We start from the raw sequence: 21,005 nt of genomic DNA, 5'->3' as shown, positions 1-21,005 counted from the left end.
TGAGACCCGTGCGACGAGTGGACCGGGCGGTCACCACGAGCCGCCGCTCGCGCGGAGCTGCGCTTCGGCCTCCGGGTCGTCGGCGCCCAGCTCGAGAAAGCGGCGCGCGTGCTCGGCGGCGGCGGCGGCGTCACCGCGGCGGCGGGCGCGCTGTGCGGCCGCGAGTTGGATCTCGGGCACGTCCGGGGCGAGTGCGAGAGCGCGCTGCAGCCACTCCTCCGCGGCGGGGCCCGCGGCGGCAGACGCGCGCCGAAGGGCGGCGCGTGCGGCGCGCACGCGCGCGGGGACGGCATCGTCGAAGTCCTCCGGGGCGGGGATGTCGGCCGGCGGCGCCGGGACGGCACCTTCTCCGCGCAGCTCGTGCAATAGATCGAAGGCGCGAAATCGCGCGTGCGGTCCGCCGGGGTCGCTGACCCACAGCGCCATCGAACTCGGGTCGATCACGGCTGCGTGCACCGCCGTGTAGTCGTCGATCGCGCCGCGGTGGCCGGGCGGCAGCGGCGCGCCGCCGGCGGCACGTCGGTCGCGCAGGAGGGCGACCATGTCCGCGGCCGACTCGGGTGCGTGCATGCGCAACAATTCGTTGGCGCGCCGAATGCGCTGCGGATCGGCCGATGCGCGGCGCGCGTGCTCGTTGATCGGGTCATCCTCGAACGGGTCGGCGGACAGCACGCCGCCGACGGCGGTCGCCGCGTCCGGCCGGCGCGTCGCGGTGCCTTCGGGAGACCGCTCGACGATCGCCCACTGGCGCCGCGCACCGTCGACGAGGACGAATGCGGCGGCGCCCAGCGGGGTGGCGTGTTCGACGATCGCGATCGCGTCGTCGAGCGTGCGCGCGGTCTCCAACACGTCGCGCGCGATCAGGCCGGACGGTTTGCCCGCGCGGGCGGCGCGGACGTCGGCGGTACGCGCCGGTTGGACGAGCACGGCGATTCCCTCTCGGTTGACGCCGGTGACCGCGCCGATCGCACCGGGCCACTCCACGCTCGCGAACGCGAGGGCGCCGTCGGGATGCGCGAAGGTGACCACCGGCGCGGCGGCCGCCGAGTCGCCGCCGTCGCCGCCTCCGGGCAGCGAGAACACGCGGCCGACGATCAGCCGCTCGCCCTCCGGACCGCGCACCGGCGCGACGACCGTGAGTGCGCGAGCGACGGTGGCGGACACCCGCCCGCCGCGCGGGACGCCGACGTCGATCGCGGCCTCACGGCGGACCCACTGCGCATAGTCGCCGCCGGCGGCGGCCGCCGCCGCCGCGATCTCGACGAGCTGGTGTCCGGCGATGGCGTCGTCGAGCAGGCGGAACTGCCAGCGCATGCGCGCGGCGTGCAGCCGCCGGTCGAGCCAGCCGCCGTCGGGAACGGTCCGCTCGAGCGCCGCGTCGAGCGCGGCGCCGACCGGCGCGACGAGAGGCGCGAGCAGGTGGCCGCGGGCGGCTCCCATGGACCGTGCGCCGCCGGCGACGCGCAGCACCCACACGCGACCGCGCCGGGAAAGCCGGCCCCCGGAGTAGGTCAGTTCGCCGTCGGCGGTGGCGGCCGCGGGGTCGGCCGGCAGGGTCACCGCGGGCTCCGGATATGCGGTGGCGCGCGCGAAGATCGTGCCGGCCGCGGTCGCGGCGAGGGCCGCGACGAGAACGGCGACGACCGCGGTCCGCAGCCGGCGGCGCGGTTTCACGCGCCGGGCGCCGATGATCAGCTCGGTCATGACGCTGGCTCCACCCTACACGGCCGTCGTGACGCTGTCTCCACCCGACCCGCCGTCGAGACGATGTCCCACCCCGCGCGCGCGTTGACCCGATGACACCCGGTTGCTAGCCTGACACGAGACTCTGGTATTTGAGGTCGTTTGTCGCAACTGGCTCCCGAGATCGCCGCCTCGACGGTGGTGGCAGCCGGTGCCATGCCGGGCGGTGCGCGGATCGCGCTCGTTGCGGTCGTCGGGGTGCTCGCGGCGACGATCGCGCTGCTGGTCGCCGTGGCCGTCGCGTTGCGCCGGCGGTCGCGCGCGCGGGAGGCGCCCGCGCGGGCGCCGGCGGCGGGGTCGCTCGCGACTGCGGGGGACCCGGTTGCCCGGGCGGCGGGGAGCGGCGCGAGTGCCGCCACGAGCGGCGGCGTGTCGGTGGCGCTCGCGGCGTCATCCGTGCTGGCGTGTCCGACGTGCCGGCGCGAGTACGAAGGGAGCCTCGTGTTCTGTCCGAGTGACGCGCGCCCGCTGGTCCCGGCCGGCGAACTGAGCCGTCGATCCCGGTCCGGCGGCAGCGTGTGTCCGCGCTGCCGGCGCTCGTTCGACCCGGGTGTCCGCTTCTGTCCGCACGACGCGACGGAATTGGTCCCGCTGGTCCTGTACGAGATCGCGTCGGGCGGGCGGCGGGATGTCGCTCCGACCGGCGTGTTGGCCAAGATCTGTCCGCAGTGTCGCAAGCGGTACGATCTGGCCGCGACGTTTTGCGGTCGAGATGCGGCGGAACTCACCACGCTCAATTGACGCGGTCGCGACGCAGTCGCCAGCGCGCCGGCGCGTGCGGGACACTTCTCGGCGGAAGTCGGTTGCATAGCAAACGACGACGCGGGCACACTCGGTCTGTGCGGCGACGCCCGGCGTCCCGCGCCGCGGGTGCATTCGTTCAGCCCGCGTTTGCCACTTGACGGTTGTGACCGATCCCACGGTCGCCACCGTCCATCCGGGGGAAGATGACAGCAATGGTTCGACTCACATCATTCATCCTGGCGCTCGTTGCGCCGCTGGCGACGGCGCGCGCGGGCGTGTTCGAACTCGACGCTCAGATCCACACGGGGGGGATGTACGGCAAGGGGATTGCAGGGGACCGCAAGGCTGAGGCGTTCCACCAGGGGGCGCGCGGCTTTACCTACGGGGCGAAGGTCGGCGTCGAGGTGCTGTTCATCGACGGGTGGATCGAGCACAACCAGTTCTACGACGGCGACCGCGTCGACGGCACGTGGACGCAGTTCATGCTCGGCTTCGATGTGAAGTTCGACATGGGGGACAAGGTCGGAGCCAAACCCCGAGGCGACGACGATCGCTTTTCGCGCGGCTTCGGCGAACTCGGGATCGCCGCGGGGTTCGGCGTCGGCACGGGGCAGCAGGTGGAGCCCCCTCTGGACAATGCGCAGGTCACCGACAAGGGGTTCGTCGCGCAGGCACACCTCGACTTCGGCTATCGGCTCAGTCGTACCGTGAGCGTCGGCCTCCATTTGCCGTTCCAGGTCGGGTGGCTGCTTCGCAGCGAGCCGGCCCCCATGGGCCCGGATCCGACGGCCAACGAGCCGAGCAACTGGTACGGATCGGTCCAGGCGTCGGCGCTCGTCACCTTGCGGATGAACTTCTCGCTGACCAACTAGCGGCGGTTTCTGGGGCTGTCGCCAGGGCTACGGGCTGCGGTGGCCGGTGTACGGCGCACAGCGCGCGGCACGCGGAGCCGACTCGGCGGCGCGGTACGCGCCGCCGCGGACGGCCGACGGAGCGCAATCGCCTCCTAGGCCAGCCACGCCTTGACGTCGGCCGGCAGGGCCTGGCCGGACAGGTGTGCGCGCTGCACCAGTTCCCAGTAGTAGCGGTAGGTGGCGCGGTCGTGGAGTTCGCCCGCGTGCTGGATCGGGCCCCACGATGCCGCCTGCGCCGCCAGCAAGATCTCGCAGCCCTTTTGCACCTCGGAAAAGTCGGGCGCCATCGCGTCGACGATCGGCTTGATCTGGGCCGGGTAGATCGACCACATGCGCAAGAAGCCGAACTCGGTGTGGGCGCGGCGCGCGTCGGCATACGTCTGGTAGGGGTTTTTCAGGTCGAGCGTCACGTTGTGGGCGGGCACGACGCCCGCGCTGAGGGCGGCGGCGACCGTCTCGGCCTTGGCGCGGGCGACCAGCGCGTGCTCGAACTGGCCCGGGGATTTCATCGCGGATGCCGGGATCGCGCCGTGGTGGCCGCTGATGAAGTCCATCAGGCCGAAGTCGAGCACCTGCATCCACGGCAGCCGCGCGATCGCGAACGCGTCGCGCAACGCGCCGTGGGTTTCGACGAGCACATGGATGGGGATCTCGCGCTTGATGTGGTTGCGCTTGCACGCGTCGCGGATGGCGTCGATCATCTCGGCGACTTGGTCGACCGCCGTAGGCTTGGGAATCGTGATGTAGGCGACGACATCGCCCGCACCGGCCACGACGATGTCGACGTCCTGGCGCCACGCCGGATGCGTGTAGTCGTGGACGCGAACGCCGGCCATCTTGTGCTGGTTGGCCGCCGACTTGGCCATGTCCACGACCATCTCCGCGTGTTCCTTTTCACGGCCGGCCGGCGCCCCGTCCTCGCAGTCCATCGTGATGTCGAAAATCGGCCCGAGCTTGTCCTGCAGTTCGAACGCCTTCTTGATCAGCTTCTCGCTGCCGGCGAAGTGTTCGCACGACGGGATGACGGGGAAGGGCGTCTCGCCCTCGAATAGCGCGTCCTTCGGATGGATGGCGGTGGTCATGGTCGAATGGGGATATCACGAAACCCCGTTCATTCGCCCATAAACGCATCGTTGACCCCGGGGGCCAGTCGAGGCATGTTCACGGACGGCGCTGGTGCCTGGAGGGACGATGCAAACTCGACGACTTGCCTGGACGGTTGTGATCGCGGCGGCGGCGGCGTGCGGCGACGGTGGGGCCACCGACCCGTGCGAGGGGGTTTCCGGCCGCTGTATTCGGTTCGATCCCGGGCCGGACGTCGCCGAAGCCGTGCAGGAGGCGTTCGTGCTCGCGCAGCCGGGCGACACGTTCGGCTTCGGGCCGGGCCAGTTCGAGTTCACCGTGGGGCTGAGTCTGGACGTCGATCGCGTGACCATTCGCGGCGCCGGCATGGACGACACGGTCTGGTCGTTCGCCGGCCAGATTGCCGGCGCGCAGGGGTTGCTCGTCACCGGCAACGAATTCGTCATGGAAGACATTGCGGTCGAGGACACCATCGGCGACGCGATCAAGATCGAAGGGACGCGCGGCGTGACGCTGCGCCGCGTTCGCGCCGAGTGGACCGGCGGCCCGAATTCGGACAACGGCGCCTACGGCCTGTATCCGGTGCAGACGCAGGACGTGTTGATCGAAGGCTGCGTCGCGATCGGCGCATCGGACGCCGGAATCTACGTGGGCCAGTCGCGCAACGTCATCGTGCGCGACAGCCGGGCCGAGCGCAACGTCGCCGGGATCGAGATCGAAAACACCGTCGGAGCGGACGTGCACGACAACGTCGCGACCGAGAACACGGGCGGTGTGCTGGTGTTCGCGCTGCCCGGATTGCAGGAGCCCGAGTGCCGCCGCGTGCGCGTTTTCGACAACGAGGTGTTCGACAACAACACGCCCAATTTCGCGCCGGCCGGAAACATCGTCGGCAAGGTGCCGCAAGGCACCGGCATCGCGGTGTTGGCCGCGCACGAGGTCGAGGTGTTCGGCAACGACGTTCGCGACAACCAGACGGTGAACTTCGGCGCGATCAGCTATCGGACGACTCAGTTGGAGAGCGACGACCCGAACTACGACCCGTTTACGGACTCGGTATTCGTCCACGACAACACGTTCGTCGGCGGCGGCGACGAGCCGGTCGACGAACTCGGGTTTCTGCTCGTGCAGGGCCTCGTCACGGTGATGGACCCGCCCGTCGTCGTGCCGGACATCGTGTTCGACGGCGACTGGGACCCGGCGAAGCTCGTCGACGGGACGCTGCCTCCGGAATACCGCTCGTGTGTGGCGCGCAATGGGGACGCCGATTGGGTCGTGCTCGACGTGCCAAACGATTTCGCCGGTGCGGAGTTGAACCCGCCCGCGCTCGATTGCGAGCGCGAGCCGCTGCCCGCGGTCACGATTCCCGGGGACGCGCGATGACGCTCGTGTGGTGGATCGCGCTTGTGGTCGCGGCGGCCTCCGGCTGTGGCGCGGCCGCCGGCGAGGGCGCCGCCGACGCGGGGCCGGCCGACGACCTCTGCGCGCCGCCGCCCGGGACCGAGGTCTTCGTCGACCCCGAGCAGCCGTGCCGGTGGCTGTCGTCGACCCGGCTGTTTCGCGGCGGCAGTGCGGCCGAGCCCGTGCCGAACGACCGCGTGGTTCCCTACGACGTGAACTCGCCGCTGTTTTCCGATTATGCGGACAAACGCCGGTACCTGTATCTACCCGAGGAGCAGGCCGCAACCTATTCGGCGGACGAGGCGTTTGCGCTGCCGGTCGGTGCGGTGCTCGTCAAGACGTTCCAGTACCCGCAGCGGGTCATCGAGACGCGGTTGCTGGTGCATGCGGCCGATGGGTGGCGCGGTTACACCTACGTGTGGAACGACGAGCAGACCGATGCCGAATTGCGGGTCGCCGGCGCGACCTTCGAGATCGACGGACATCCGTATCTCGTGCCGAACGCGAATCAGTGCAAGGAGTGTCACGAGGAGGTGGAAGACGTGCTCGGGCCGGTCGGGATCAAGGCGCGGCACCTCAACCGCGACTTCGACTACGGCGACGGCCCGGTCAACCAGATCGCGTATCTCGTCGACCGCGGTCTGCTCGCCGGCGCCCCCGCCGACCTCGGCGACGTGCCGCGGGCGCCGGTGTGGGACGATCCGGCCACGGGGTCGGTGGACGAGCGTGCTCGCGCCTACCTCGACATCAACTGCGCGCACTGCCACAACCCGTCTGGTCGCGCGCGCACGTCCGGGCTCGACCTGCGCGCGGCGAACTCGGACCCGTACAGCTATGGGGTGTGCAAGCCGCCGGTGGCGGCGGGCGGCGGCTCCGGAGGCCTCCAGTACAGCATCGTGCCGGGTGCTCCGGACGAATCCATCCTGATCTACCGCGTCGAGTCGGTCGAGCCGGACGTGCAGATGCCGGAACTCGGGCGCACGCGCGTCCACGCGGAAGGTGTCGCGCTGTTGCGCGAGTGGATCGCCGCGATGGACGGCGGCTGTCCCGGCGCGCGCTGAGGGCGCGCCAAGGTCACGCGCGTGTTGCGGTGTGCGCGAATCCGCCGAGTTCCGCTTCGATCTGCGCGGCGACGCGCACGAGCAGGTCTTCCCGGGCGTACTCGGCGCCGAGCTGGACGCCGATCGGCAGGCCGGCTTCATTTCGATGGAGCGGCAACGAAATGGCCGGAGCCCCGCTCACGTTGTATGGGGGCGTGAACGGCACGTAGGTCGCCGCGCGCATCATCGCCATGATGCCCGCGCCCGGCGGCGCGTCGAACGTGCCGATCGGAGCCGGCGGCTCGGCGAGGGTCGGCGTCAGGTACAGGTCGAAGCCGCGCTGGCGGCGCCACCAGGCCAGCTCGCGCGTGTTCTGTTGCAACCACTGCCACGCGTCGAGGTAGGTGGCGGCCGACACCTGGCCGGCCATCTGCAACAGCGCCCAGGTCGTCGGTTCGAGGTCGTCTTCCCCGAGCGTCCGGCCGATGCGCCGGCCCCACGCCGCGACGCTGTGGCCGACTCCCGCCGCCCACACGGCGAGAAACTTGCCGATGTAGTCGGGGTCGGCCAGCGGCTCGGGGGCGGCCTCGACGCAGGTGTGACCGAGCGATTCGAGCAGGTCGACCGCGCGGCGAACGGCATCGATGCAGTCGGCGTGGCAGTCGGCAAACTGTCCCGAGGTCGGGTCGATGGTTTGCACGGTGTAGCCGACGGTAAGGCGTCCCGGGGCCTCTCCGACCTCGGCGGCGAACGGCCGCGCGGGGGGCGGCGCGGTGTACGGATCGCCCGGCATCGGGCCGGCGATGCAGTCGAGCACCGCCGCGCTGTCGCGCACGGACCGCGCCAGGCAGTGGTCGACGACGAGGCCGCCCTGGATGTCGCCGTAGCGGGGACCGAGCGACACCCGGCCTCGCGACGGCTTGAGGCCGACGAGGCCGCATGCGCTCGCGGGGATGCGGATCGAGCCGCCGCCGTCGTTGCCGTGCGCGACCGGGACGTAGCCGGCGGCGACGGCCGCGGCCGAGCCGCCCGACGAGCCGCCGGCCGAACGGCTCGGGTCGTACGGGTTGCGCGTCGGCCCGAACGCCGCGGGTTCGGTCGTCGGCAGGATGCCGAGCTCGGGAGTGTTCGTCTTGCCCAGGAGGACGAAGCCGGCGGTGCGAAACTTGCGCATCAGATACGAATCCTCTCGGTCCACCAGGCCGGGTTTGCAGCGCAACCCGCCGGAGGTCCGTTCGCCGGCGACCTCGATGAGCAGGTCCTTTACCAGTAGCGGCACGCCGCGAAACGGGCCGTCCGGCAGCTCGCCGGTCGCCTCGGCGCGGGCGCGGTCGAACATGCGGTGGACGACCGCGTTCAGCTCGCCATCGTGGGCTTCTATGCGCGCGATCGCGGCGTCGACCAACTCGCGCGGCGAGACGTGGCGATCGCGCACGAGGGCGGCCTGCGCGGTGGCGTCGAGGTGGGCCAGGCTGTCGGGCATGGCCCGACCTTACCAGGTTGCGGCCGCGACCCGGCGCGGCGCTACAACTCGAACCGCAGCAGCGTAAACTTGTTGCAACTCGTGTCGATCTTTTCGACGGTCTGCCTGGCTCGCTCCGTGGGCAGGATGTTGCGCAAGCCGTCGGCGCGGCCGGCCTCGGTGATGACGTAGAAGCGCCGTCCCTTGGCCTCGGGCCGATTGAGGTACGCGAGGAACTCCTTGTTGTCGGTGTTGACGAACACGGTCTGCGTGTCCTTCGTGCGGCCCCAGATCTCCCCTGAACTCCAGAAATTCTCCCCGCGCCAGTTGAGCTGCCACGCGATCAGGCGATCGGCGTTGACCTGACTCCACGGCCGGCGTTTGGGCTTGGGCAGGCTGCGGCCGCGGGCGATCGCGTCCGCGAGCTTGGCGACTTCGCCGTCCGGAACGGCGATCCAGAACGCGTTGTCGCCGATGCGCGACACGGTCCCGGCCAGGTCGTACGCCTCGTCTTGTCCGGCGATCTCGATGTGAACCGTCATCGGCAGCCCCTCGCGGAAGCCGTCCGGCAGCACGGAGCGGACGCGCAGCTCGCGGCCGCCGCCCGACCAGTCGTCGGCCAGGTCGCGCAGGCCGTAGTACACGATGTCGAGGCCGTGAATCTGCCGGTCGCGGTAGTAGGTCTCGTGCAGGTGGCGCTGGCCCCAGTGCGGCGCCGCCGCCTGCATGTAGCCGTTGGCCGCCCAGTGGCCGTATGCGATGCACACCAGACCGAACGCGGCCAGCCCCCATCGGCGGGTACGCGGCCACGCCGCGACCGCGAGCGCCGCGCAACCGAGTGCCGCGAACGCGAGCCACACGCCGCCGACGTCCACGTTCCACGGGGCACCCGACGGCCACGGGCGGTCGTAGCGGTAGACGAACAGTTCGATGAGCTGCTTTTGCTCGCTCATCATGTCGCGCGCGATGAGCGCGATCGCGGGGATGCCGAGGACCATGGCGAGTCCCGGCCGTGGCGATCGGCCGCGCAGCACCTCGTCGATCCACAGGCCGGCGAGCGCGGCGAACGCCGGCACGGCGGGCAGCACGTAGTGGTGGAACTTGGTCTGGACCATCGAAAAGAACGCGAATCCGCCGATCGCCCACAGTCCCATGATCATCCACACGCGTCCCTCGCGGTCACGCGGAGTCGGGCGCCGCAGCGCGGCGTACAGCGCGGCCGGCACCAGCGCAATCCACGGCCACAGGCCGATACCGAGCTGTTGGGCGAAGTAGTCGAAGGTGCCGGTCTCGCCGTGGACGCCGACGGCGGCTCGCTTGAACCAGTGGTGACCGAAGTATTCGCTCACCCAGGGCCGGCCGTCTTTGAGGACCATCGCCATGTGCCACGGCACGGCGGTCAGGGCGAGGACGAGCACGCCCTGGGGGAGCGCGATGCGCAACAGAAGGCGCCAGTTGCCGGTGACGACGACGTACAGCCCGCACGCGATCACCACCATGGCCGCCCCCGGCGGCCCCTTGGCGAGCACGCTGACGCCGACGAGGAAGTAGGCCCAGTACATGTACACGTCGCGCACGCGGCGGGTCGGAAATACGACCCACGTGAGCACCGCGAATGCGCCATAGCCGATGGCGTAGGGCGCTGTCGCCCAGACCGCCGGGTGGAACCAGCGCACGCGGACGCCGGCGCCGAGCGACGGATCCGCGGCAAAATCGATGCCGAAGCGCACGAGCTGGACGCCGAGAAACAGGCCGAGCACCGCGAGGAATACGTGATAGCCGGTGATGCGTTTCCACAGCGGCTTCAGTTCGCGGTCGCCGGCGTGCACGGCGAGCAGAAAACACGCGATCGCGCCGGCGGCGGTGGCCACCATCGGCATGTCCGTGATCGCCTGGCGTGCGACGAGCGTATAAAACGGTGTGGTTGCAAGTACACCGAATGTGAGCCACGCGGCGCGCCGCGACACCAGGCGCGCGACCGCGTACCACAAGATCACGATGCCGAACGCACCGAACAGCGCGAACGGCAGGCGCAGGGCCCACACCGGCAGCGGGCTGGCGATCATCTCGCCCGAGTAGCCGCCGTCGGTGGCGACGCCGTGCAGCTCCATGCTGGCCGCCATCAGCCAGAATGTCAGCCCGGGTTTCGACCGGAAGTACGGCTCGTTTTGCCACTGCAGCTTGACCCAGTCGTCCTCCTCGAGCATGCGCCGGGCGACTTCGCCGTAGTGGCCCTCCCAGGGATCGATGAGCGAAAACGACGCCAAGCCGGGCAGCAGCACTGCAAGGGCCAGGCCGGCCGCGAGGGCGACCTCACGTGCGCGGACCGGAATCCATGGCTGCGCGTCCGCCGAGTCCGCCGGGCGCGTGGCACGGTCTGCGGTTGACCGGCGGGACGGCTGGGAGGCTGCGCCGGCGGCGTCGTCGGACGAAGGCGGAGGCGTCGGCTCGGACACTGCCGGTGCAGCCTAAAGGAAGTTGCGCCCGCGTGCCACCGGCGCGTCGCGTTCCGAAAAAGGCGACGGCCGCCGGAAAGACCGGCGGCCGTCGCGGACAGGATGGAGCGCGTCGGCGGACGCGTCCGGATGCGGATCAGAAGGTCAGGCGGAGGCCGAACCGGATGCTGCGCACCGCCATGTCGCTCGTCGGGTTGCCGTAGTTCGGATTCGGTTCGACCACCCTCGCGGTCGGCAGGCCGCCGGCGGCGTCGTCGAGCGCCTTGGCGTGTTTGACGTCTTCCTTGTCGCCGCCGACGATCGGGTTGACGTTGTCGAACGTGTAGTTCTCGTCCACCGACAGCGTGGTCTCGGAGTTGAACAGATTGAACACGTCGACGAACGCCTCCAGCAGCATCCCGTCGCTCAGCTTGCGCCCGTAGGTCACGCGCGTGTCGACGCTGAACGTCGTCGGGGTGCGGTCGCTCGTGCCCGGGGCCGCCGTGCCGCGGGGCAGGATGTACGACTCACCGAAGCCGTACAGCGAGTGGCCGCCTAGCGTGTTGACCGGGCGTCCCGACGCCGCGCGCACGCTGCCGCCGAAGACGAACCGGCCGATCGAACCGCCGTCGTACAGGTAGTAGCCGTCAAGCTTGAGCAGGTGCGGCTTGTCGTGCGGCAGCGGACCGTAGCGGTTCGCCATCAGGTCGGGCAGGTCGTACATCGACGTGAGGTTCGGGTCGAGCTGTCCGGTGTCGGGCGAAAACAGGCCCGGGAAGTTCCCGCGCAGCCGCGAGTAGGTGTACGAGCCGATGACCATCAGGTCCTTCGAGAAGCGCTTTTCGACCGACAGCTGCAGGCCGTCGTAGCGGCGCTCCGGCGGGTCGAAGCGATTGACCCCCTCGAAGCTGTTGGCCTGGTTCTCGAGGAACGCGGCCTTCGGGCAGTTGTTCGGGTCCGCACACTCCATGCGCGCCGCGGCCGCCTCGTCGCGGATCTTCTGGATGTCGGACGCCGACACGGCCTCGCCCGGGTTGGCGACGATGTAGCTGTTCCCCCCGTCGACCGACACGTCTTCGATGATCCGGCCGAGTTCGCGGTGGATGTAGGTCGCGCCGACTTTCAGGTCCTCGAGCACCTCGTACTCCAGGCCGGCGACCGCCTCGTCGAGGTACTGGCCCTTGAGCTTCGGCACGACGACCTCTTCGCCGCCGCCCAACAGGCGGTTGATCACCGACTCCTCGAAGTTACAGCGGACCTGGTTCGGCTGCATGATGGCTTCGCTCGTGGGCGTGCAGCTGCTCGGCAGCAAGACGTCGACCGCGAACACCTCGCCGCCGTAGGCGCGCGCGTTGATGTCCATCGGTACCATCTCGTAGAAGCGGCCCCAGTGGCCGAACACCTTCGACCGGCCCTGCTCGGTCCAGTCGTAGATCACGCCGACGCGGGGCGCGAGCATGTTGTTGATGGTGAACGCCTTGTCGGGGATCGGCTCACCGGTGGTCGGCGAGATCTGACCGACGATGTGGTCCGCGACGAACGCGTCCTGCCGTTCCCACCGCAAGCCGGCGTTGAGCGTGAGGTTCGGCCGGATGGCCCAGCTGTCCTGGACGAACGCGGCGAGGCTGCGCGTGGTCGTCTCCGACCGCAGGCCGTCCGGCATGAACACGCACTTCGCGTCGTCCTCGCCGTCGCCGTTGAGGTCGTCGCCACAGGGCGTGTCGCCGTCGTTGCGGACCGTGAAGAACCGGTCGACGCGAATCGACTTCTCGCGATAGCGGAACCGCTTGCCGCCGGTGAAGTCGCTCAGGTGGCGATACGTGAGCTGTTCGATGTCGGCGCCCAGCTTGAACTGGTGGTGGCCGGCGAGCTTGACCCGCTGCGACAGCTTCGCCGCGGCGGCCAGGCGGTCGGTCTCGTTCGTTTCGCGGAATCCGAGGCCGCCGGTGTTGTAGAACTGCACGGGGCAGTTGTCGATGTTCGGGTAGGGATCGTCGGCCGTCCCGTCCATGCAGCCGGCCGGCACGCCGCCGTAGGCTTCCTCGTATGCAGCCAAGTCGGCCAGCGGCAGGTCGTAGTCGAAGCGGACCTGCGGGTCGTGGCCGCCCGGCTCGGAGGGGCGCTCGATGGCGCGGCCGCGGTGGAACCCGGCCGTCAGGTCGAGCTGGGTCTTGCTGTCGTCGAACTTCGACGTCCAGCGGAGCGCGGAGTCGAACGCGCCGTCGGACAGGTCGTAGCGGCCCGACCGCGCCGGGCCCGACACGGTGCGCAGGGTGTCGCTCTTGCCCGGGTTGCCCATGACCGACACGGCGCCCTGGTGCTCGGGCGACACGAGGAACGACAGCTTGCCGTCGAACAGAAGCTGCTGGTTCGAGGTCGACAGGTCGTGGGAGGACAGCTCGCGCGTGATGCTGAAGCCGTTTTCGTCGACGTCGGGGTTGCCGTCGTTGTCCTCGTCGACGAACGTGCTGACCATGCGCGTGATCGTGTTGCTCGAGAATACCGGGTTGAGGCCGACGTGGTACCAGACCTTGTCCTTGACGATGGGCCCGCCGACCTCCGCGCCGATCGACGTGCTGTAGTCGAGTTCGGCGCGGGTCGAGATCGAGCTGCCCTCGCGCGGCAACACGCGCGGCGTCGGCGACAGCGCGCCGAGGGTGATGTACGAGAACACCGAGCCGTGGACCTCGTTGCCGCCGGATTTCGTGAGGACGTTGACCACCGCGCCCGTCGACCGGCCGTATTCGGCGTTGTAGCCGCCGGTGATGACCTCGGTCTCCGACAGGAACTCGTTGGGCAAGTTGGTGGTGCTCACCGCGCCGCCGGCGTTGGTCGTCACGCCGCCGTAGGCCGGGTCCGTCACGTTGATGCCGTTGATGACGTAGACGTTCTCCGCCGACGTGGAACCGCCGAAGGACACGCCGTAGGCGTCGCCCTGCGAGCCGGCGGCGGCCCCCAGCGTGCCCTGGAAGGTCCGGCCGGTCGGGATGTTCCGCGTGTAGCTTTCATCGATCGTCACGCCGGTCTTCGTCGACCCCTGGTCGACCAGCGGCGCCCGGCCCTCGATGGTGATCGTCTCGCCGGCGGCGGCCTTCGAGCTGTCGATCGCGATGTTGGCGATCGACACCTTGCCGAGGCGGACGAGCACGTTGTCGCGCTTCCACTGGCCGTCGCCGTAGAACACCGTGACGGAGTAGGTGCCCGGCGGAAGCCCGTCGAGCGTGAACGAGCCGGACTCGTCGGTGAGCGCGGACCGGGTGCCCTGCAGGGCCGGGGACGTTGCGACGACGGTCGCGCCCGCTACGTTGGCGCCGCCGGCGCTGTCGTCGGTGACGACGCCGCGGATGGCGCCGGTCGTCGCCGTTTGCGCGACGGCGGTGCGCGCGCCCAGCAGGAGCAGAGGGATGGCTAGTGCGAGATAGAGACCACGGTTCTTCATGGCGAGTTCCTCCTACTGCCTACGGAGCGGCGGTCGTGAACGTGAACGTGTAGGGATCCGACATGGTGCCGCCGCCGATGTCGGCGATTCCCGCGTCGAGCGTCACCGTGTACGTCGTGCCCTTGGCGAACGTCCCGCCGCCGGCCGGGGCGATCACGACGGTGATCGGCGAATCCTCGTCGACCGACACGTCCACGGCGAAGTCGTTGCCGCCGCCGTCTTCGACCGACACCTTGCCGGCGAGCGACGCGGCGTCGACAAAGTTGTTGAAGTCGACGAGGACGACGGCCGGAATCTCATCGCCGTTTTCGTCCTCCTCGGTGATCGGGACGTCCTTGTCCTCGTCGGCCGGCGACGTCTGGCTCACGTGCAGCGGCGCGATCTGGAAGGTGAAGCTGCGGTCGTCCTCGCCCAGCGCGTTGCCATCTTTGTCGACGACCATGTCGCTCAGCGCGATCGTGCACGACCAACCGGTGGTGACCGGGTCGGTGACGTTGAACACGAGGGCCGGTCCGGCCGGGAACGTGAGATGGCTGCCGGTCGGGTCGTAGAAGCCGGACCAGGCGACCGTGTTGCCGTCGCATTCGATCGACCCGGCTCCCGGGTCGAGTTCGCCGAGCACGGTGCCGTCCTCCTGCTCGTTGAGGGTCTCGATGGACGGGTCGAGCAGCTCGTCGAACGCCACGCGGACGTACAGCCCGAGCGGCGTCGCGTCGGTGATCGGCCCGACCGCCTCCGGGTTTTCCTCGGGGCAGTAGTTGCCGTTCGTCTTCTCGGGGGCGACGCCGGACTTGCAGTAGGTCGCCGCCTCACCTTCGGCGCTCTCGCTCGGCACCGCGACGAGGACCACCTCCGGCGGTCCGTCGGGGTTCAGGTCGGTGTTGAAATCGGGGCGACCGCACGCGGCGACTGCCGCTAGCGCCGGCCACAGAACTCTATTCAGTCGAATTGCGCGCATAGCGAGATTCCTCCAGGTTCGTTGGGGCGGAGGTGAGTACGATACCCTTCCACGAGCAGCGCAACGATTGCGGTGTTTCCGCCCGAGGTCAAGAGCCGCGGACCGCATTCGTCGCTCACAAATCCTGCAGTGTGGGCACAAAAACCTCGGTTTCGGGCAGCCGCTGCCAGCCGCGGCCGCGTCGGGGATCGGCCGAGGGGGGCGCCCGGACGACGATGCCCGCGCGTCGGTGCGCTGGTGTCCGGGGGATGTCGTCGCCATCGGGCGGCCGTCGCGCCGCTCCGCGCGGGCCGCGCTCGGGCGGCCGGGGGCGCCGCCGGTTCATCGACTGGTGCCGGTGAACTGAAATGCGCGTACGAGCAGCGCCGGCGCGGTGACGAACGCGTGGCGCGACCACCACGCCGGTACCCGGACGGCGTCGCGGCCGACGGCGCCGAGCCGCGGGCCGAGCGCGTCGAGGACGCTGTCGGTGAACCGCAGGTTGCGAACGCCCCCGGCGAGGCGGCCGCCGCGAATGCGAAACGTGCCGTCGCGGGTCATGCCCGTGGTCACGGCACGCGGCGGGTCCAGCAAGCCGTTGACGTAGTGCAGCCGCGTGACGTACAGACCGTCGTCCACGCGGCCGATGAGGTCGGCCTCCGTGGCCTCCCCGGCCGAAAGGTGCACGTGCCGCGCCGCCGGCCCCGCCGCGTGCTCGTCGTCGATGTCCGGTGCATGGCCGGTCGATCCGCGCGGGTCGCCGAGCCGCGCCGCGGTCGTCAGATCGGTGACCGGGTCGCCCGCCACCCCGGCCTCGATCGCGGCGACGCGCACGCGCGCGCATCCCTCCGCGTCGAATGCCAACTCGCCGGGGACCGGCCGGTCCTCGATCGTCACGCGCGCGTCGCACACCGGCTTCCCGCGGCGGTCGCACAGCAGGCTGTGGCCGTCGAGCACGGCGCGCGCGCCGAAGCTCGCCATCGCCATCCACTCGATCAACTCGGCGACGGCGGCGGGGGCCAGCACGACGTCCATCGCGCGCGGGTCGACGCGTTCGGCGCCTCGCCCGCGGGCGGCCCGCTCCGCGGCGTCGCGCGCGACGGCTTCGACGTCGATCGGCTCGCCGAGGGAGGCCAGGCGACCGGCGTAGCCGGACGCGTCGCCGTCGGAGGCGATCCACTGAAGGTCGATCCAGCCGTCGGCGCCCGCGCGGGCGCAGCCGGCCGTGGTCTGGACGGCGCGCTCGCGCTGCACGATCTTCACGGCGCCCGCGCTGTCGCAGCCGAGCCGCCGGGCCGCGTCGAACCCGGCCGCCACGGCCGCCGGCGCAGCCGCGGCGGCCCACGGTTCGGGCACGGCGGGTGGCCGCGGCGGCGGCACGTCCGCGAGCGTCGCACCGCCGCCGGCCGCGAACGCGAACCCCGGCACGGCCGGCGGCGCGGCGCGCGCGGCGGCGACGGCTCCGCGCGCGGCGGCGACGACCGCGTCGCGGTCGAGGGTGCCCGACAGGCGGGCGCCGAGCCGTCCGCCGGCCAGCGCGCGCACGCGCAGCCAGGTGGTCGCGGCGGCGCCCACCTGCGTGAATCGCGAGCGCGCAAACCGCGCGAACGACAGGTCTACCCGTTCGTAGCTCACTTCGACGTCGTCGGCGCCCGCGTCGAGCGCGGCGGCGACGGCGGCGTCGATCGCGTCGACTACCCGCGGCTGCATCCGATCTCCACGTCGCGGAAGCGCGCCGGCGCGCACCCGTGGGCGACGCCCATGGCCTGCATCGGATCGCCCTTGCCGCACGACGCGAGCCCCCAGATCCGCCACGCCGTCGCATTGCCGATCGCGTCGCAGCCGCGCCAGAACGCCGGCGTCGACCCGGTGTACAGCGGGTTGCGGACCATGCGCGTGCGCCGGCCGCGGGCGATCTCCCAGCCGACTTCACACGAGAACTGGAAGTTGAGTCGCAGGTCGTCGATCGACCAGCTGCGGTTGACCGTCATGAGCACGCCGTCGTCGGTGTCGGCGATCAGTTCGTCGAGCGAGGCCGGGCCGTCGGGATCCGGCTCGAGGGACACGTTGATCATGCGGATGATCGGCGGGCGGTCCCACGATTCGGCCCGCATGCAACCGGCGGAGCGACCGAGTCCGAGGGCCTCGGCCGTCTCGCGCGAGGACAGGTAGCCGACGAAGACGCCGCGCGACACCAGCGGCGTGCGGCGCGCGGGCACGCCTTCGTCGTCCCAGCCGAACGTACCGAGGCCGCGCGGCGTGGTCGCGTCGGCCGTGAGGTTCACCCGCGGCGAGCCGTAGTGAAAGCGGCCGAGACGGTCGGGGGTCAGGAAGCTGGCGCCGGCCAGCGACACCTCGTCGCCCAGCGCGCGGTCGCACTCGGCGGGGTGGCCGCACGACTCGTGGATCTGCAGCGCGAGCTGCGGCGTGTCGAGCACCAGGGCGCGGCGGCCGGCCGGGCAGTCGGGTGCGGACAGCAGTTCGAGCGCCTCCTCGCGCAGCCGGTGCGCGTGGTCGACCAGCGCCAGCTCGTCCACCACTTCGTAGCCGGCGGCCCACAGGCCGCCGTCGTAGTCGATCGGATAGGACCGGCGGGCGGTCGCGTCGCCGTCGCGGCAGGTCACCGCGAGCCCGGCGCCGCCGAACACGCGGTTCTGCGTGACGAGCGTGCCCTCGGTCGTGGCCAGCGCGGAGTCGATCCGATGCCACTGCATCGACGCCTCGACCGCGCGCACGCGCGGGTCGCCGCCGTCGCGCGCGGCGTCCGTCGCCGCGACCAGGTCCGCGACGCGCCGGTCGAGCGGCACCGCAAACGGGTCCACGGCGACCGGCGTCGCGTAGTGGCCCCGCTGGGGCTCTTCCTCCGCGAGCCGCACGCGATCGCGCGCCGCCGCGGCGACGCCGCGCGCGATCGCCAGCGCGCGGCGGGCGGCGCGCTCGGCCGCCGCGGGCGAGGGGTCGGGCTCGGCGGCGAATCCCCAGGCGCCGCGGACCAGCGCGCGCACGCCGATGCCGGCCGAGTGCGCCCGCTGCGCGCGGTCGACCGTGCCGTCGCGCACGGACAGGTGATCGCGCTCGCTGCGCACGACGCGCGCGTCGGCGTAGTCGAGCCCGTCGGCGCGGGCGATCGCGTCGAGCGCGGCGCGGGCGATGTCGGCGTCGGCCATGGCCGGGCGCTACTGTAGACGCCCGCGCGCCGCGGGGCCAGCGCCGGTTGGGTGGCCGCGCCGGCGTGTGGATGCCGGCAGATGGCCGCGCGCCGCGGGGCCGGCGCCGGCGCGCCGGCACATCGCCGGTCGCGCCGGTGGCGGCCGGGCCGAACTGTCTTTACTCTGGATGCGGTGCCCCGATACCCAACGCTGTCCGCGCCGGCCGAGGCGCTGCCGTCGTCGCTGTTCGCGCGCCTGTACGAGCGGGCGGAGCGCTGCTCCGGGCCGATCATCCCGTTTCACATCGGCGACACGCACCTGGCGCCGCCGCCGCCGGCGCGCCTCGGCAACCTCGGGTTCACCGGCGATCCCGACCCCGAGCTGTACGCCTACTCGAAGCCGGCGGGCGACGTCGCGCTGGTCGACGCGCTGGTCGCCAAGCTCCGGGCGAAAAACGGCCTGGCCTGGGTCGGGCGCGACAACGTCCAGATCACGAACGGCGCGACGCACGCGCTGAGCTGCGCGACTCGCGCCGTGCTCGACCCGGGCGACGAGGTGCTGTTGCTGGCGCCGTACTGGCCGCTGGTGCGCGGCATCTGCGCGTCGCTGGGGGCGCGGCCGGTCGAGTGCACGTTCTCGTACCGGCTCGCGACCGAGCCCGACGTCGACATCGAGGCGCTGCTCGACGAGCGCATCGCCCGCCAGACGGCGGCCATCTACGTGTCGACGCCCAACAACCCGGACGGCGCGGTCCTGTCCCGCGCGCAGCTCGAGGCGGTCGCCCGGGTCGCCCAGCGACACGACCTGTGGGTGCTGTCGGACGAAGCGTACGAAGAGTACGTCTACGACGGGCGGGAACACGTGAGCATCGCCGCGCTGCCCGGCATGGCGGAGCGGACGCTCACCGCGTACACGTTCTCCAAGACCTACGCCCAGGCCGGCCTGCGCATCGGCTACCTCGTCGGCCCGGCCGGTGCGATCGACGCCGCGCGCAAGATGGCCAACCACAGCGTCTACAGCGTCGCGCGGGCGATGCAGCGCGCGGCGCTGCGCGCGCTCGAACACGGCCAGTCGTTCATCGACGAAGCCCGGCAGCGCTATCAGGCCGCGCGCGACCGGGCGCTCGCCCGCATCGAGGCGCCGTGTCTGCGCCCGCAAGGTTGTACCTACCTGTTTCTCGATCTGCGCGAGTGGGTCGACCCCGAGGACGAGACCGCGTACGCGCTGCTCGAACGGTTCGCGGAGCAGGGCGTGCTGCTCGCGCCGGGCGGCGCGTTCGGCGCCGAGTTCGCCAAGTGGGCGCGGCTGTGCTTCACCGCGGTGGACGCGGCCCAACTCGACGAAGGGATCGACCGGATCAACGCGGTGCTGGCGCGCGCGCGGCGGCGATAGCGGGCGGCCGGACGCGGGACCCCCGGCGGTCGATCGGGGAGCGAAGCCCCGGGCGGCGCGCCCCAAGGTCCGAAATTGCGGGCCGAGGCGCTCTGGCAGGGATCTTGCGATGCGAGTCGGGCGTGCAGCGTTGGATTGCGGTCGTCGCCGGGTGCGCCGTCGCGTGTACCGTGCCGGAGATCGGTCGCGGCCCCGGTGCCGCGGGCGCCGACGCCGGCGACCGCGCGCCCGCGGCCGACGGCGCGCCGGGTACGCCGCCGCCGGCCGACGCCGATGCCGCACCGCCGGCGGGCGGCGTGGACTTCATCCCGTCGAACATTCCCGGGGAGCTGCTCACCGCGGGGTCGGCGCCGCTGGAACTCGATGGCGGGTTCGTCCGCATCGATACGGACACGGGGGCGATCACCGGCGCCGGCGGGTCCGACCTGCGCCCGCCCGGCGTGGCGTTTACCCGCGTCGACCAGGGAGGCGAGCTTCCGCCGCTCGGGGTGCTGTCCGCCACCCGCGTGCACGTCGCCGCCGGGACGGACGTCCACGTGGTCGGCGGCGCCGCTCTGGTGCTCGCATCCGCCGGGCCGGTCGACCTCGACGGCCGCCTCATCGCCGCCGGCGGCCTCACCGGACCGGCCGCACCGGGGCCGGGCGGGTTCGCGGGAGGCGTCGCGGGCGCGCCCGACGGCCAGGGCCCGGGCGGCGGCCGGGGCGCGCGCAGCCCCGCGGACGTCGGCGGCGGCGGCGGCGGGCACCTCGCGCGCGGCGGCGACGGCGGCGATCGCGGCGACTACCAGGGGGGCGCCGGCGGCGCGCCGTACGGGACCGTCACGCTGGTGCCGCTGGTCGGCGGCAGCGGCGGCGGCCTCGGCGGCGGCGACGCGGGCACGGCGGGGGTGGGCGGCGGCGGCGGCGGCGCGGTACAGATCGCGGCGCGCGGCGCGGTGACGGTCGGACCGGCGGGGGGGATCGACGTCGGTGGCGGCGGTGGCGGCGGTGGCGACGAGGACGATGCCGGCGGCGGCGGCGGCGCGGGCGGCGCGATCTTGATCGAGGCCGCCGCGATCGTGGTGCGAGGCACGCTGGCCGCCAACGGCGGCGGCGGCGGCGCGGGCGGCGAGCGGCACGCGCCGGGCGCGTCGGGCGCGCCGGGCGCGCTGTCTGCCGACCGGGCGCCCGGCGGTCAGGCGGGCATCGAGGGCACGGCCGGTGGGGCCGGTGGGGCGACCGGCTCGCCCGCCGGCGCGCCAGGGCAAGATGCCACGCGCAACGACG

At 71.8% G+C, this 21,005-nt stretch carries 14 protein-coding genes and 1 pseudogene; 7 read left to right on the top strand and 8 right to left on the bottom strand.

What is annotated here, in order from left to right:
- Nucleotides 1-30 precede the first annotated feature (30 nt).
- Nucleotides 31-1,704: a hypothetical protein gene (locus tag D6689_16210; protein ID RMH39553.1), complete on the bottom strand. Its 1,674-nt coding sequence runs from the start codon at nt 1,702-1,704 to the stop codon at nt 31-33.
- A gap of 124 nt (nt 1,705-1,828) precedes the next feature.
- Between D6689_16210 and D6689_16205 the strand changes: the two are divergent.
- From D6689_16205 to D6689_16195, 3 genes and pseudogenes are all read left to right on the top strand, one after another.
- Nucleotides 1,829-2,029 (top strand): annotated as a pseudogene (locus D6689_16205) (hypothetical protein).
- Between the two features lie 230 nt (nt 2,030-2,259).
- Nucleotides 2,260-2,484, top strand: coding sequence for a hypothetical protein (locus D6689_16200; protein RMH39552.1), 225 nt, complete (start codon nt 2,260-2,262; stop codon nt 2,482-2,484).
- A 215-nt stretch (nt 2,485-2,699) separates the two neighbouring features.
- Nucleotides 2,700-3,359, top strand: coding sequence for a hypothetical protein (locus D6689_16195; protein ID RMH39551.1), 660 nt, complete (start codon nt 2,700-2,702; stop codon nt 3,357-3,359).
- 134 nt (nt 3,360-3,493) lie between these two features.
- Here the strand turns inward: D6689_16195 and D6689_16190 are convergent, their stop codons facing one another.
- Nucleotides 3,494-4,483, bottom strand: coding sequence for a CoA ester lyase (locus tag D6689_16190; protein ID RMH39550.1), 990 nt, complete (start codon nt 4,481-4,483; stop codon nt 3,494-3,496).
- Nucleotides 4,484-4,592: 109 nt separating this feature from the next.
- On the opposite strand from D6689_16190, the gene D6689_16185 reads away from it, so the two are divergent.
- Both D6689_16185 and D6689_16180 read left to right on the top strand, forming a co-directional pair.
- Nucleotides 4,593-5,867, top strand: coding sequence for a hypothetical protein (locus D6689_16185; protein RMH39549.1), 1,275 nt, complete (start codon nt 4,593-4,595; stop codon nt 5,865-5,867).
- Nucleotides 5,864-6,946: a hypothetical protein gene (locus tag D6689_16180; GenBank protein ID RMH39548.1), complete on the top strand. Its 1,083-nt coding sequence runs from the start codon at nt 5,864-5,866 to the stop codon at nt 6,944-6,946. The genes D6689_16185 and D6689_16180 overlap by 4 nt, the downstream gene beginning before the upstream one ends.
- A gap of 13 nt (nt 6,947-6,959) precedes the next feature.
- Here D6689_16180 and D6689_16175 read toward each other — a convergent pair whose 3' ends face one another.
- From D6689_16175 to D6689_16150, 6 genes are all read right to left on the bottom strand, one after another.
- Complete coding sequence (locus tag D6689_16175; GenBank protein ID RMH39547.1) at nt 6,960-8,408, bottom strand: amidase; 1,449 nt, start codon at nt 8,406-8,408, stop codon at nt 6,960-6,962.
- A 41-nt stretch (nt 8,409-8,449) separates the two neighbouring features.
- A complete protein-coding gene (locus D6689_16170) occupies nt 8,450-10,669 on the bottom strand; it encodes a hypothetical protein (GenBank protein ID RMH39546.1) in 2,220 nt (739 codons plus the stop codon).
- A gap of 310 nt (nt 10,670-10,979) precedes the next feature.
- Nucleotides 10,980-14,261: a TonB-dependent receptor gene (locus D6689_16165; protein RMH39545.1), complete on the bottom strand. Its 3,282-nt coding sequence runs from the start codon at nt 14,259-14,261 to the stop codon at nt 10,980-10,982.
- Between the two features lie 19 nt (nt 14,262-14,280).
- Nucleotides 14,281-15,111: a hypothetical protein gene (locus tag D6689_16160; GenBank protein RMH39544.1), complete on the bottom strand. Its 831-nt coding sequence runs from the start codon at nt 15,109-15,111 to the stop codon at nt 14,281-14,283.
- Between the two features lie 429 nt (nt 15,112-15,540).
- Nucleotides 15,541-16,944 (bottom strand): hypothetical protein, encoded by a 1,404-nt coding sequence (locus tag D6689_16155; GenBank protein ID RMH39543.1) that lies wholly within the window; start codon nt 16,942-16,944, stop codon nt 15,541-15,543.
- Nucleotides 16,893-18,365, bottom strand: coding sequence for a TldD/PmbA family protein (locus tag D6689_16150; protein RMH39542.1), 1,473 nt, complete (start codon nt 18,363-18,365; stop codon nt 16,893-16,895). The genes D6689_16155 and D6689_16150 overlap by 52 nt, the downstream gene beginning before the upstream one ends.
- Nucleotides 18,366-18,446: 81 nt before the next feature.
- Between D6689_16150 and D6689_16145 the strand changes: the two genes are divergently transcribed.
- Nucleotides 18,447-19,739 carry a pyridoxal phosphate-dependent aminotransferase gene (locus tag D6689_16145; protein RMH39541.1) on the top strand — a complete coding sequence of 431 codons (1,293 nt, stop codon included), beginning with the start codon at nt 18,447-18,449 and terminating at the stop codon, nt 19,737-19,739.
- A gap of 557 nt (nt 19,740-20,296) precedes the next feature.
- Nucleotides 20,297-21,005, top strand: a 709-nt coding sequence (locus tag D6689_16140) for a PE family protein (protein ID RMH39540.1), incomplete at its 3' end; no start/stop codon positions are given.

This window comes from Deltaproteobacteria bacterium (assembly GCA_003696105.1).
GTDB lineage: Bacteria > Myxococcota_A > Polyangia > Haliangiales > J016 > J016.
Note: the sequence above shows the minus strand (reverse complement) of the source record. Positions and strands in the feature narration are given on the sequence as shown.

What these genes read in the sequence shown, in the direction of transcription:
- D6689_16210 (RMH39553.1), bottom strand. Translation starts at nt 1,704, where the DNA reads ATGACCGAGCTGATCATCGGCGCCCGGCGCGTGAAACCGCGCCGCCGG.
- D6689_16195 (RMH39551.1), top strand. Translation starts at nt 2,700, where the DNA reads ATGGTTCGACTCACATCATTCATCCTGGCGCTCGTTGCGCCGCTGGCG.
- D6689_16190 (RMH39550.1), bottom strand. Translation starts at nt 4,483, where the DNA reads ATGACCACCGCCATCCATCCGAAGGACGCGCTATTCGAGGGCGAGACG.
- D6689_16185 (RMH39549.1), top strand. Translation starts at nt 4,593, where the DNA reads ATGCAAACTCGACGACTTGCCTGGACGGTTGTGATCGCGGCGGCGGCG.
- D6689_16180 (RMH39548.1), top strand. Translation starts at nt 5,864, where the DNA reads ATGACGCTCGTGTGGTGGATCGCGCTTGTGGTCGCGGCGGCCTCCGGC.
- D6689_16175 (RMH39547.1), bottom strand. Translation starts at nt 8,408, where the DNA reads ATGCCCGACAGCCTGGCCCACCTCGACGCCACCGCGCAGGCCGCCCTC.
- D6689_16165 (RMH39545.1), bottom strand. Translation starts at nt 14,261, where the DNA reads ATGAAGAACCGTGGTCTCTATCTCGCACTAGCCATCCCTCTGCTCCTG.
- D6689_16150 (RMH39542.1), bottom strand. Translation starts at nt 18,365, where the DNA reads ATGGCCGACGCCGACATCGCCCGCGCCGCGCTCGACGCGATCGCCCGC.
- D6689_16145 (RMH39541.1), top strand. Translation starts at nt 18,447, where the DNA reads ATGGCCGCGCGCCGCGGGGCCGGCGCCGGCGCGCCGGCACATCGCCGG.